This is a genomic window from Nitratiruptor tergarcus DSM 16512 (assembly GCF_027946175.1).
Classification (GTDB): domain Bacteria; phylum Campylobacterota; class Campylobacteria; order Campylobacterales; family Nitratiruptoraceae; genus Nitratiruptor; species Nitratiruptor tergarcus.
Genome location: NZ_AP026671.1, coordinates 529,135 through 542,385 on the forward strand (window position 1 = coordinate 529,135; position 13,251 = coordinate 542,385).

Consider the following 13,251-nt stretch of genomic DNA (forward strand, 5'->3'; position numbering starts at 1 on the left):
TTAATAGCTTAAAAAGGGCGAAATTGCTACAATATTAAAAACTTTAGAGGAGGTTTGATGGAAGAGTTTTTGCAAAAAGCAAAGCAAAGCACTAGCGAGTTACTCAAGCTCAAAAGTGGAGAGAAAAAAGAGATTCTTCTGCAAATGGCAGATGCAATTAAAGAAAAGAGTCAAGAGATTTTAGAAGCAAATGCAAAAGATATGGAAAATGCCGAAAGATCAAATCTCTCTTCGGCTCTTAAAGATAGACTCTATCTTGATGAGAAACGTGTAAGTGCAATGGCACAATCTATTCGTGAAATAGCAATGCTTAAAGAACCTGTTGGAAGAGTACTTGAGGGTTGGGAGATAGATAATGGCCTCAGAATTGAGAAGGTGTCAATACCCATAGGAGTTATAGGAATTATCTATGAATCTCGTCCAAATGTTACGAGCGATGCAGCAGCACTATGTTTTAAATCAAGTAACGTTGTAATCCTCAAAGGGGGCAAAGAGGCGCAAAACTCCAATGAAGCGATTGCAAAGATTTTACAAGATGTTTTAGTCAAAAACAGTCTTCCAAAAGAGATTATAGCACTTTTGCCAGATTATAGTCGAGAAGGTGTAGATAAACTTATTAAAATGGACAAATATGTAGATCTCATTATTCCTCGAGGGGGAGAGGGACTTATTCGCTATGTAAGTGAGCATGCTACTGTTCCTGTTGTTAAACACGATAAAGGGCTTTGTCATACCTATATCGATAAGGACGCAGATTTTGATAAAGCCATTAAAATTGCTGTCAATGCAAAAGTGCAGCGACCCGGCGTATGCAATGCGATGGAGACACTGCTAGTTGATTATGCTATTAAAGATGAGATGCTTTTAAAACTCTATGAAGCCTTTAAGCCATATAAGACACTTCTTAAAGGATGCGCTGTTGCTAGGGAGGTAATAGATATACAAGAGGCTACTGAGGAGGATTTTCATACAGAATATCTAGAAAATATTCTCTCAATCAAAGTAGTTGATGGTGTAGATGAAGCGATAGAACATATTCGAAAATATGGCAGCGGACACAGTGAAGCGATTGTAACAGAAAACTATACAACAGCAGAAAAATTTCTCAATGCTATTGATGCGGCGTGCGTTTATGTGAATGCCTCAACCCGTTTTACTGATGGAGGTGTTTTTGGTTTTGGTGCAGAAGTGGGGATCTCTACAAACAAACTTCATGCAAGAGGACCTATGGGTATAAATGATCTTACTACATATAAATATAAGATTTATGGCGAAGGACAGATTCGCGAATGAGATTACTCTTTTTTCTCTTTTTTGCTTTTACGCTTTTTGCAGCAGATATCAATCAAACGTTGATTCAGGGAGATAGCAAACTCTATAGGCAGTTGCTTCATCAAATTTCAAAGCAAAAGCAGACAAATGAAGATACGAGTTTGCAAAAAGCACTTTTGAAAAAGCTTATAGACCTCGAAAAGAGCTCTACAAAAATAGAGCCACCAAAACTCTCACCTCCAAAAAAAGAGGACGATCTTTTAGAACTTATTGATACTTATATAGATGTAGCAAAGCAAAAGCAGGTACTTATACAAACTATTGATACATTAGATGATAAACTTGACGTTTTACGCTCACAAATTGCAGGTTTAGAAAATAATGCTACTAATCTTAATGATTTAGAGCTGCAGTATGCTTTTTATGTAAAAGAGAAAGCACTTGCACAAAAAAAAGTCGATATGCTCGCTAAAGTGCAAGAGAATATAAAGAATTTACTCATTAGTGGTATTAAGTCTATTCCTGTGCAAAAGAGTGATAGTGCAAAGGCTTTGGCAGCGATAGAAGATGATCTTCAAAAAATTCGAAAAAAGATACAGGCATATAATATAGAATTAGAAAGACGAGTTTTACTAGGGAAAGATACAAGTTATTTACAAAAACAGATAGATTTTTTACAAAAAAAAGAGAGGCAAAGTATTGAAAAAAAATTAGGGATACTTTTTCAAGAGTTTCTTTTTGCTTTGCAGACTAATAGAAGTAAGGATGTTTTTAGCATCAAAAAAGAGATAGTAAATCTTACTAAAAAGTACTACTCATCTGATTTAACAGATGCTATTAATGAGCTTCTTTCAACATTAGCTACTTCTATTTTAGGAAAAGCACAGACTCTTAAAGGTGCTACTTTTGAAGAGATAAAGACTCTACTCAAAACAATTTGGAAAAAAGCAAACGAGCCTCTTTTTACTATCAATGGTATTCCAATTAGCTCTTTTAAGCTCTTTTTGGCTCTTTTAATATTTATTTTGGGAATTTTTATTGGTACTTTATATAAAAGCTATGTAAAAAATATCTCATATCGCAGTAAAAATTTTACACAGTCTACTGCTACGCTTTTAGCAAATCTTGGCTATTATCTCCTTGTCATTATTGCATTTTTCTTGGCTCTCAATACTTTAGGTATTGACCTCTCATCTTTAGCCATTGTTGCTGGTGCTCTTTCAGTTGGTATCGGTTTTGGTCTACAAAATATTGTTTCCAATTTTGTCTCAGGTATTATTTTGATGTTTGAACGCAGTATCAAAATAGGAGACTATTTAGAGATTGATGGTGAATTACGAGGGCATGTGAGCGATATACGGATGCGTTCTACTACAATTACCACAAATGATAATATAGATGTCATTGTTCCAAATCAAGATCTCATTCAAAATAAAGTGATTAACTGGACAATGAACGATCGCATACGTCGTTTTCGTATTCCTTTTGGAGTAGCCTATGGAACAGATGTGCATAAAGTGATTAAAGTGGTGAGAGAAGCTGTTGAGAAGAGTGGTTTTACAGATATTTATAATACACCAAAACGGCATACCCGTGTTATTATGACAGGAATGGGCGATAGCAGTGTTGATTTTGAGCTTTTAGTTTGGGTGAAAGGAGAGGAGATTCTCTATCCCAAAAGAACTACTTCACGATTTTTAATATTAATCTATGATGCATTATATGAGCATGGTATCGAAATACCATTCCCTCAGCGAGATATTCATATTCGTAAAGGGGATGCTCCTATTGAAGTTGTCCTTAAAAAAGAGGAAAACTCTTAACCAAATTTTCCTGTGATGTAATCTTCGGAGAGTTTCTCTCTTGGATTGATGAAGAACTCTTCTGTCGCTCCAAGCTCTATGAGCTCTCCAAGATACATAAATGCAGTATAGTCACTGATACGAGCGGCTTGCTGCATATTGTGCGTAACTATGAGGATGGTCATCTGCTCTTTAAGTTCAATTACCAGCTCTTCAATGGCCTGAGTTGATATTGGATCGAGTGCACTAGTTGGCTCATCAAAGAGCAAAACTTTTGGTTTGACTGCTACTGCTCGAGCGATACAAAGACGCTGTTGCTGCCCGCCGCTTAAAGCCATAGCATCCTCTTTAAGTCTATCTTTTACTTCATTCCAGAGTGCTGCGCCCTTTAGTGCTTCTTCTACACGTCCGGCAAGCTCATTTTTGTTTTTAATACCCTGTAGTTTTAGCCCATAAGTAACGTTATCAAAAATACTCATCGGAAAAGGGGTTGGCTTTTGAAAAATCATTCCTATTTGGGTGCGTAAGTGAATAAGATCTATCTTTTTATCTAAAATATTGCGCCCCTCAAAGAGGATCTCTCCCTCATAGCGGTTACCGGGATAAAGATCATGGATACGGTTGAATGAGCGAAGGAGTGTTGATTTACCGCAACCACTAGGACCTATGAGAGCAGTGACTCTTTTTTTTGCAATAGGCATATTGATATTTTTCAAAGCTAGCTTATCGCTGCCAGCATAATAAAAAGAAAAATTTTTAACTTCTAACTCTTTTGGTTCAATTACCTCACAAACAGTTGCCATTATTTTTTCCTTTTTCTAATTATAAAGCGTCCAATAAGATTAATAGCAAAAACAAACATACCGAGTAAAAATGCAGCTGCCCAGCCAAGATTTATCCAAGTATTATACGGGCTTGTTGCAAAGTTAAACATCGTAACTGTCAAAGTTGGCATCGCTTCGTTGAGATTGGTTGTATAGAAGTTGTTGTTAAAAGATGTAAAGAGAAGTGGCGCTGTCTCACCTGCGATACGGGCAATTGAGAGTAAAATCCCCGTTACTATTCCTACCTTTGCTCCACGATAGACTATCTGCAAAATTACTTTGTATTTTGGAGCTCCTAAGGCGTATGCTGCCTCACGTAGAGACTCAGGAACAAGGCCCAGCATATCATCAGTAGTGCGCAGTACTATTGGTATCATCATTATAGCCAAAGCAGCAGCTCCCGCCCATCCGCTAAAATGTCCCATAGGAGCTACTATAATTGCATATACAAACGCTCCAATAACAATAGAAGGCGCACTCATCATAATATCACTGATATCGCGGATAAACTCTGTGTAGCGGCTTTTTTTGCCAAATTCGCTGAGGTAAGTGCCTGCTAGAAGTCCCAAGGGTATTCCAATGGCACTTGCAACACCTACCAAAATAAGTTGACCTACTATTGCATTACGAAGTCCACCAGGGCTCATTGGTGGAGGTGTATCTTGGGTGAAGATATCAAGACTCATAGTTGAAATTCCTTTGGAAAAAAGCGTCCAAAGAATCCAAAAGAGAAAAAAAATTCCAAGAAGAGCACTTAGGGTTGAGAGAGTCATAACGATAAAGTTTATAATTTTTCGCCTTTTCATCTGCTACCTCTTTTAAGAAAGTAAAATTTTGCAACCGCAATGACAATAAAACTGATAACAAAGAGGATAAGTGCTAAGTAAAAAAGACTTGCATAGTAGAGATCTCCATCAGCTTCTGTAAATTCATTGGCCAAAGTTACGGGAATGGATGTTGCAGGTTCAATTAGGCTTTTTGGAATTTTATGAACGTTTCCCATTACAAAAGTTACCGCCATTGTCTCACCGATTGCTCGCCCTAGTGCTAAAATGATTGATCCAATAACTCCGGCTTTCGCATAGGGCAACACTACATCTTTGATTACATCCCACTTAGTGGCTCCTAAAGCGTATGCAGACTCTTTAAGCACATCTGGTGTTGTATTCATACTGTCTCGCGTAATTGCCGCCATAAAGGGTAAAATCATGATTGCTAACACTATTCCGGCCGTTAGCAGTCCAAGTCCGCTTCCACCAAAGGCATCACGGATAATAGGAGCAAAAAAGAAAAGACCCCACATTCCGTAAATTATAGATGGAATGGCTGCGAGCAATTCTATAGCTATGCTTGTAGGAGCTTTGAGGAATTTTGGTGCTATTTCAGTGAGAAATATTGCCACACCAATAGCAACAGGTGTTGCTAAAGCCATAGCGATAATAGTAGAGACTACTGAGCCATAAATCGCAGGGGCTCCACCAAAAATCTCAAGATTTGGAGCCCATTTAGTGTTGAGTAAAAATTTGAGGCCAAAAGCTTCAATAGCAGGTTTGGCTTCTTGAAAGAGGATCCAAAAAATAGCTACTAAGACTACAAGAACAAAAAATGCCGCAATTTTTGTTAAATTTTCAAATGTTAAATCAATGGCTTTTTGCACAGATGCCTCCGCTGAAAATTTGGATGTATTATAAGAAAGCTAAATTACAAAACAGTTACATTCAAAGTAGGTAAAGAAAAGCAAGAATAAATAGTATGGTAAGAGGAGGAAGCCTCTTACCAATGTACCTCAGCGGTGAGGAGGTAATCGATTTTGTTACTATTGTTAGGTTGATCATCTGTATATTTATCAATATTTGCAATAAATTTCACATTTTTGTTATACGTGTATGCTACGCCCGCAATGATATTTTTCTTTGTGTAATCAATGTTGCTTGCAGGAGTTACTTTCCAGTGGTCATAGCGGGCTAAAATGCTCCAATCTTTGATTGGTCTAAACTCTCCATTTACGCTCCAACCTTTTCCATCATGAGGTCCGCCATTATTGTCATTTTTCATCAAATAACCACCTATGAGAAACATCGGAGTATTATATACAGCGTGGAGTCCTGTAATGGTATCTTTGTTTTGTCCGTTATCTGTCCCAGTAAGATAGCGTCCAAAAAAAGAAATATTGAGCCACTCATCACTTGTTGCATGCACGTGTTTTTTTCCAGTTCCAAGAGCTTCATATGTTAAGCGCCACTCAAAGCTTTGTCCAGTTCCGCTTTTAACGCTATGATATCCGCCGTTATTGAATAGTCCAATTTCGCTTGTAAAGTAGTCTGTTTTAGTTTTAAAGTTTATACCAGGAGAAGCTGAATTAATTACATGCGCTGCATTGCGAGTCTCGACAAATGTTTCGGAAATACTTCTATAAAGCCATCCGTGATGCTCAGCATAATCTATCCAAGGTCTATGAACCTGACCAAATTCAACGCCTGTAAAGGGGAGAATGTTGCTTAAATAAAGGTATGCATATTTAAGTCTTGCTACCCAGTCGCCGTTATTTTGCTGATGGGTATCGAGTGTAATTCTTGCATAATCGTGCTTATTCCAGTAGGCTTTTACTTGCAAGTAGTTTCTTCTTGTCTCAACAGTGCTCTTATCAGCTCTGTTTTTATCATCATAGTCTGTATAATGATATCCAAGGTAGTGGACTCCGTTTATTTTTAGCTTTGGAACTTTGCTAAAAACTTTTGTTCCCTTTATCTCTTTTGTCATCTCGTTGCGGATTTTTTGGTTTTGCTTAGCTATATCTTGAACACTTATAAAATCCCCAAGCTTTACTCTGTTTGGTCCAGGTTTTGTATAGATTGCACCGCTGTCTTTATCCTGATAGAGAGTAATTGTTCCAGCCATTAAAGACGTTGCTACAAATGCCGATAAACTCAAAGCTATTTTTTTCATATTTTTTCCTTTCATTCAAGTTTATATTTTATTTGCTCTTGGGAGCAATTTTGTGCATTTCCCAATATTTTCTGATGATATCTTTCGTGGATGCCGGAAGCGGAATATATCCCAATCTTTTTGCCTCTTCATCTCCGTTTCTAAAAGCCCAGTCAAAGAAAGCCGTTACTTTTTTGTTTGTTTTGGTTTTTTCCCGTGGAAGCAAAATGAAAGTCCCAGCTACTATTGGATAGCTGTTATCACCTGGTTGCAGTGCCAAGACTTGGTAAAAGTGGTTTTTTGGACTCCATTTTGCATGAGAAGCTGCTGCTTGGAAATTTTTTTCAGTCGGTGCTACCCATTTGCCGCTTACCGTTTGCAAAGTGGCAGCTTTGAAGTTGTTCTGTTTTTTGTAGGCATACTCTACATAGCCGATACTGTAAGGGGTTTGTTTTAAAAGGTTTGATACTCCCTCATTTCCTTTGCCGCCTAGCCCTACAGGCCAGTCTACTGCTTTTCCTGTTCCTACATTGCTTGCCCAATCTTTGCTAATATGTGTAAGAAAATAGGTAAAATTAAAAGTCGTTCCGCTGCCATCGCTTCTATGAATAACAACGATTTTTTTATGAGGAAGTTTCACACCTGGATTATCTTCGGCAATTGCTTTATCATCCCAGTATTTTATTTTGCCAAGAAAAATATCGGCTACATCTTTGTTTTCAAGTTTAAGATTGTCTGGAATATTTGGAACATTATAAGCTACTACGATACTTCCAATGACAGCCGGAAATTGGTAGAGTCTTTTTTTATCAAGCTGTTTTGGTTTGAGAGGCTTATCGCTTGCTCCAAAATCAACAATTCTAGCACTAATTTGTTTAATACCGCCCCCACTTCCAATAGATTGATAGTTTATTTGATTTCCTGTTACCTTATAGTAATTATATGCCCATGCATAGTAAAGTGGAGCTGGAAACGTGGCACCTGCTCCGTTAATACGCTCAGCAAAGCTGCTTGTAGCGATTGCCGCTACTGCAAGAGCTGTTATTGCAATGCTTCTCATTCATTCTCCCTTTTGATTTTGACATTGAAAGTATAAAAAGTAAAAATGACAAATTGGTTACAAGGTGTAACTGTTTTGTTACAATTGTGCATTATAATGCCTAAAAAACTAGAATGAGGGTAAAACGGATGCTTACAACCTATCAGCAAAGAGTAAAAAAACTCAATAGTATGGTTCAAGATGCTACAAAAAAGATTGTAGCAGCCCACAAAGTAGCACTCAGCGCTTTTAAAAACAAAGATTTGGATGAGTTTGAAGCGGTTATTGAGTTAGTGAAAACAATGGATGAGGAGGCAAGAGATATAGATAATGATGTAGTAAAAATCATTGCTCTTTTTGGTCCGGAGGCGAGTGAATTAAGAGAGCTAATTGCTTATATCAAACTCACTAATGAAATTGTACGAATTGGTGATTATGCCAAAACTTATGCCAAAACTATGAAGCGCCATATTGCAAATGAGATCGATTTTTCAAAACTTGATGAGTATGTTGTTCAACTGCATGAGACTGCTATTAAGGCAATAGAGTTTGCATTAGATATTATTGAAAGCGAAGATGGAGAGGAGCTTTATCGCAAAACGATGGTAGAAGAGAGTAAAACGGATGAGATATTTAAGCTTTTTGAAAAAGAGCTTCTCTCAGATCTTTGTGAAGATAGCGAGAAAATTGCAGATTATCTCAATGTGCTCTCTACCGCAAGAAAAATTGAGCGCACGGCAGACAGAGCCGTTGAAATTGCAAAATTGCTGCTATTTGCCAAAAAAGGCGGAAAATTGGAGAGCTTTTAATGGCAAAACCTTTAATTGTCGTTATTGAAGACAAAGAAGATTTGCTAGAGCTTTTAGAGTTTCGTCTTTCTAAAGAATATGAAGTAGAGGGTTTTTTATCTACAAAAAATGTAGAGCACTTTTTAGAAGAGGAAGATGTAGCCTTGATGCTAGTTGATAGAAATTTACCGGGAGTTGAGGGGAGCGAGTTTGTAAAAAATCTTCGCAATAGAGGATATGACATTCCCGTTATTTTTCTTACGGCAAAAGATAGTGAGAGTGATATAGAAATGGGATTTATGCGTGGGGGAGATGATTATATTACAAAACCTTTTAATTTTAATGAGCTTTTGCTAAGAATCCAAGCAGTCCTTCGCAGAAGCCGTCCGGATCTCTTTGCTTCTAATTTAAAATATAGAGATATTGAGCTTCATCCCTCTTCGCACAAATGTTTTATTGAAGGCAAAGAGGTGCAGCTAACAAAACTTGAATTTGAGCTTTTGAGTGAGTTTTTAAAAAATAGAGGTCAAGTACTCAGCAGAGATTATCTCTTGGAGCATGTTTGGAGGGATATTAAACAAGAGCGCAGTGTCAATGTAGCAATCAAGCGTCTTAAAGAAAAGATTGATCCAAAAAAAGAGAAAAACTACATCGAAGCGGTGCGGGGAGTTGGATATAAGCTATGCTAAGACTTCATCAGATCTTTTTTTCCCATCTTTTGGCGCTTTTGGGCGTTTTATTTGTTTTGGTAAGTCTTTTTAGTTACTATGGAATCCGCCAGATAGAGATTGATAACTTTACAAATGAGCTTAAAACTATTCTAAAAATTTTAGATGAAAAGATAGATGTTAAAAAGATTGATAAAAAAGTGCATGCAAGGGTTACTCTCATTGATAGCAGTGGCAAAGTGCTTGCAGAGAGCCGTTTTGATCCACAGGGTATGGAAAATCACCTTAACCGCCCTGAAATCAAAGAGGCAATGAAAAAAGGGTGGGGAAGGAGCGTAAGGTATTCAGCTACTTTGCACCAAGACTTTTTGTATGTAGCCAAGAGGCTTGGTGATGGAAAATTTTTGCGTCTTGCCAAACCGCTAAAAGAGATAAATGAGCATTTTTTAGCTCTTTGGATCCGTTTTATGGCTATATTTGCCCTTTTTATCTTTATAGCTTTGTTGGTTTCATTCTTTTTAAGCAAAAAAATTAAAGCTGAAGTGCAAAAGATTTTAGACTATGTAGATGCTCTGTGGCACAAAGAGTATGAGAAGAGTTTAAAAGTCTCTTTTGCCAAAGAGTTTGAGCTTTTATCAAAGCATTTGCAAAAGCTTGCAAAGAGGCTTCAAAAAAGGGAAGCAAAAAAGGAGCGCTATACGCAAAAAATCAAGCAGATCTCAAAACAGCGTACAGAGCTTATTAGTGCAATTAGCCATGAATTTAAAAATCCTGTTGCCGTTATAGATGGATATGCTCAGACTCTTTTGGAAGAGGAGGTTCCGCAGAAACTGCAAAAGAGATTTATTGAAAAGATTTACAATGCAAGCCAGAAAATTAGCTATATGATTGATAGATTGGCACTGGCTATGAAGTTTGAAAGCGGCTCCTTGCAGCCTCATAAAGAGCATTTTGATATGTGTGAAGCTTTGCAAAAGGCGGTTGAATTTATTCATCAGCGCTATAAAAATAGAGAAATTCAGGTAGAGTGCAAGCCTTTTATAGTTTATGCAGATAAATATATGATAGAAACCGTGCTTTTTAATCTTTTGGATAATGCTTTGAAATATTCTGAGCTTGCAGTCGTGGTGCGTATTAAAGATGATTATTTGGAGGTCATAGATAGAGGAATTGGAATAAAGGAAAAGGAGATAAAGAAACTTACTAAAAAGTTTTACAGAGTGCGTCAAAGTTGGGATAACTCCATGGGACTTGGGCTTTATATTACGGAGTATATTTTACAGCTTCATCAGACTAAGCTGGAGATAGAGAGCGAATATGGCAAAGGATCAGTTTTTCGATTTTCTTTAAAACCTTTGCAATAAAAAACTTTGTTTTTAAAGTATAATTACACCAAAAAAGGAGAATTATGAGTTTACCAAAATGTCCAAAATGTGGTAGTGAATATGTCTATGAAGATGGAGAACTGCTTATATGCCCAGAGTGTGGATATGAGTTTACAAAAGAGGATGCCCAGAAGAAAGAAGAAGGACTAACTGTCAAAGATGCTCACGGAAATATATTACAAGATGGCGATGATGTAATTGTGATTAAAGATCTCAAAGTCAAAGGTGCAAGTGGATCTATCAAAGGGGGAACGAAAGTCAAAAATATTCGTCTTTGTGAAGGAGATCATAATATTGATTGTAAAGTTCCCGGATTTGGAGCAATGAAGCTTAAAAGCGAATTTGTAAAAAAAGCATGAGTGTTTTAAAAATAGAGCATCTTACTTTTGGTTATTCCCAAGAAAATCTTCTCTTTCAAGATTTCTCTTTGGAAGTACACAAAGGTGAGATTGTCTCTATAGTAGGACCAAGTGGGGTTGGCAAGAGTACTCTTTTTGAATTGATTGCAGGTTTTTTAAAACCAATACGAGGCAATATTATTACAGAGCCTTTCAGTATGATTTTTCAAGATCCTTACACCTCTTTTCATCCTACGTATAAAATAGTAGATCAAATTTCTGATGTTTGTGATATAGATGGTATTGAGCAATTAGCTTTGCAGATGGATATCGATTCAAAGCTTTTATATAAACTTCCCCATGAGCTCTCTGGCGGGCAGCTGCAGCGCTGCTCAATACTCCGTGCAATTATGATGAAGCCAAAACTCATCTTAGCAGATGAGCCTACAAGTGCTTTGGATAATATCACAAGTCTTAAAGTAATGAAGCTGCTACTGCGCTATCTTGATAGAGTAGGGATTTTGCTCATTACACATGATTTGGCGCTTGCCAAATGGTGTAGCGATCGCATTATTGAGTTGGGCACAGAGTAGTACGCTCTTTATCTACAATCTCTTGCATTTTGCTGCGCAGATCTCTTAGCCAATCAGTTTGAGGATCCGGTGTGAAGCTGGGTAAATATTTTACTTTGATGATGCCAGGATTGAGCTCAAGCTTCTTGCTATCAAATCTTGCCCTTGCGCAAACGATGACCACAGGTTGCACTTTGAGATGAAGTTTTTCGGCAATAATTTTTGCTCCCGGTTTGAATGGCAATAGCCTGTCTCCTCTAGCACGTGTGCCTTCAGGAAAGATAGCAATTATTTTATTTTGACTTTTATTTTTTGATTCTTTGAGAAGATGAACAAGAGATTTGCGATCTTCTCTATCAAGGCGAATATTTTCAGGAAGTTTGAGTAAAAGGCCAAAAAATGGAGTATCAAAAAGCTCTTTTTTAGCGATCCATACCATATCATAAGGAAATGTTGCTTCGATTACTGGAATATCAATGAGGCTCGAGTGGTTCATAATGATCATTTTTACTGTAGGATCTGGTTTCCCTTCTGTTACTACTTTGATACCAAGGAGTTGTAAGATTGCACGGGTGAAGAATGTTTTGAGTTTTTTATAATGTTTTTTGGGAAAAAGTAAAAATGCCAAGATGTTAAGAGTTACCATAATTAATATTACAAGTGCTGCATAAATACCTCTAATTTTGGCAAAGATCTTCATGTTTTACCCATCCTACTTTATTGTTTTCTAACTCTATTTTTACATAGCCGGATACTTCGTTGAGTTTGACATATTTTTGTCGATGGTGATTGATGCGAAAGATTGTGCTATTTTTTGTAGGGAGTATATAGATTTTGCTATTTTCTTTTAAGCAGACCCTTTGCATTGGCATAGAGAGATACCCAGCATAGAAAAATGCAAGTAGTGCTAAGAGAGCATTGAAAATCGAACGTAGCCAAAAAGCTAGCAAAAGTAATACTGCTCCCAGTGTAACAAAAATAGTTATTTTAAGTGTTTTGTTTTTATCTTCAGCAGGATTAATGTCTGATTGTGTACTGACAATTTCATCTTTTACTTTGATAGGAAAAGAGAGCTTTTGAAACTCTCTTTTGTCTGTATTGAAATAGCTCATTTTCAGCTCATTGATAGCTGCAGGTATAAATGCATAATATATGATCTGTGCAACAGGAAAGCTTTCATTGATCTCTTTAATTTCACCTTTTTGTGCATAAGGGATAGCAAAATCTTCCAAATTACTCAGATTGCCTTCAAGTTTCATGACAACAAGATTAACATGTTGGTTAAATTGCACACTTTTGTGTTGAATTATATAAAGATTTTTAGCCAGCACATTGCAAAAATCGCGAGGATAGTTAAGATTATTTACTTGTAAAGGCAGACCTTGCAATGTGGTAGTATAGTTTTGTGTAGTAAGGATAATATCGGGAAGTTTAGCGTGCATACCAAGAATTTTAAAATAGAGTGTTTTGTAGTGATAAAGTTCATCTTGAATCAAAGACTCTTGCATGGCGCGCAAAGAGACATTTTGCTCATTTATAAAAGTAAATGAAACATTATTTTCTGCATCGGAATTAAGATAGCGAATAGTTACCGGGACTATTTGGTGCAAAAAAACTGTCTGAGGGATTTTATGCCAT

Annotated in this window: 14 protein-coding genes; 7 read left to right on the top strand and 7 right to left on the bottom strand. The window is 36.9% G+C overall.

Annotated features, from left to right (window positions below; genetic code table 11):
* Positions 1–57: 57 nt before the first annotated feature.
* Positions 58–1,293, top strand: coding sequence for a glutamate-5-semialdehyde dehydrogenase (locus NITER_RS02865; protein WP_084275982.1), 1,236 nt, complete (start codon positions 58–60; stop codon positions 1,291–1,293).
* Complete coding sequence (locus NITER_RS02870; RefSeq protein ID WP_084275980.1) at positions 1,290–3,095, top strand: mechanosensitive ion channel domain-containing protein; 1,806 nt, start codon at positions 1,290–1,292, stop codon at positions 3,093–3,095. The genes NITER_RS02865 and NITER_RS02870 overlap by 4 nt, the downstream gene beginning before the upstream one ends.
* Here the strand turns inward: NITER_RS02870 and pstB are convergent.
* From pstB to pstS, 5 genes are all read right to left on the bottom strand, one after another.
* Positions 3,092–3,877 (bottom strand): phosphate ABC transporter ATP-binding protein PstB, encoded by a 786-nt coding sequence (gene pstB, locus NITER_RS02875; protein WP_084275978.1) that lies wholly within the window; start codon positions 3,875–3,877, stop codon positions 3,092–3,094. The genes NITER_RS02870 and pstB overlap by 4 nt on opposite strands.
* A complete protein-coding gene (pstA, locus tag NITER_RS02880; protein WP_084275976.1) occupies positions 3,877–4,704 on the bottom strand; it encodes a phosphate ABC transporter permease PstA in 828 nt (275 codons plus the stop codon). Before pstA ends, pstB begins: the two co-directional genes overlap by 1 nt.
* Positions 4,701–5,555: a phosphate ABC transporter permease subunit PstC gene (gene pstC / locus NITER_RS02885; RefSeq protein ID WP_084275974.1), complete on the bottom strand. Its 855-nt coding sequence runs from the start codon at positions 5,553–5,555 to the stop codon at positions 4,701–4,703. The genes pstA and pstC overlap by 4 nt, the downstream gene beginning before the upstream one ends.
* Before the next feature lie 116 nt (positions 5,556–5,671).
* Positions 5,672–6,844: a hypothetical protein gene (locus tag NITER_RS02890; RefSeq protein ID WP_084275972.1), complete on the bottom strand. Its 1,173-nt coding sequence runs from the start codon at positions 6,842–6,844 to the stop codon at positions 5,672–5,674.
* A gap of 28 nt (positions 6,845–6,872) precedes the next feature.
* Entirely contained in the window at positions 6,873–7,883 is a 1,011-nt protein-coding gene (pstS, locus tag NITER_RS02895) for a phosphate ABC transporter substrate-binding protein PstS (RefSeq protein WP_281847938.1), read from the bottom strand.
* A 128-nt stretch (positions 7,884–8,011) separates the two neighbouring features.
* Between pstS and NITER_RS02900 the strand changes: the two genes are divergently transcribed.
* Genes NITER_RS02900 through NITER_RS02920 form a run of 5 tightly spaced genes read left to right on the top strand, consistent with a single transcriptional unit; the run spans position 8,012 to position 11,634 of the window.
* Positions 8,012–8,671, top strand: coding sequence for a phosphate signaling complex PhoU family protein (locus NITER_RS02900; RefSeq protein ID WP_281847939.1), 660 nt, complete (start codon positions 8,012–8,014; stop codon positions 8,669–8,671).
* The gene (locus NITER_RS02905; protein WP_084275966.1) at positions 8,671–9,339 is read left to right on the top strand and encodes a response regulator transcription factor; all 669 of its coding nucleotides are present in this window, start codon (positions 8,671–8,673) and stop codon (positions 9,337–9,339) included. Before NITER_RS02900 ends, NITER_RS02905 begins: the two co-directional genes overlap by 1 nt.
* Positions 9,333–10,682 carry a HAMP domain-containing sensor histidine kinase gene (locus NITER_RS02910; protein WP_084275965.1) on the top strand — a complete coding sequence of 450 codons (1,350 nt, stop codon included), beginning with the start codon at positions 9,333–9,335 and terminating at the stop codon, positions 10,680–10,682. The genes NITER_RS02905 and NITER_RS02910 overlap by 7 nt, the downstream gene beginning before the upstream one ends.
* A 44-nt stretch (positions 10,683–10,726) precedes the next feature.
* Positions 10,727–11,062 (top strand): zinc ribbon domain-containing protein YjdM, encoded by a 336-nt coding sequence (locus tag NITER_RS02915; RefSeq protein WP_084275964.1) that lies wholly within the window; start codon positions 10,727–10,729, stop codon positions 11,060–11,062.
* The gene (locus NITER_RS02920; RefSeq protein ID WP_084275963.1) at positions 11,059–11,634 is read left to right on the top strand and encodes an ABC transporter ATP-binding protein; all 576 of its coding nucleotides are present in this window, start codon (positions 11,059–11,061) and stop codon (positions 11,632–11,634) included. Before NITER_RS02915 ends, NITER_RS02920 begins: the two co-directional genes overlap by 4 nt.
* Here the strand turns inward: NITER_RS02920 and NITER_RS02925 are convergent.
* A complete protein-coding gene (locus tag NITER_RS02925; protein ID WP_084275962.1) occupies positions 11,612–12,313 on the bottom strand; it encodes a lysophospholipid acyltransferase family protein in 702 nt (233 codons plus the stop codon). The genes NITER_RS02920 and NITER_RS02925 overlap by 23 nt on opposite strands.
* A complete protein-coding gene (locus tag NITER_RS02930) occupies positions 12,291–13,223 on the bottom strand; it encodes a hypothetical protein (RefSeq protein ID WP_084275961.1) in 933 nt (310 codons plus the stop codon). The genes NITER_RS02925 and NITER_RS02930 overlap by 23 nt, the downstream gene beginning before the upstream one ends.
* Positions 13,224–13,251: the final 28 nt, after the last annotated feature.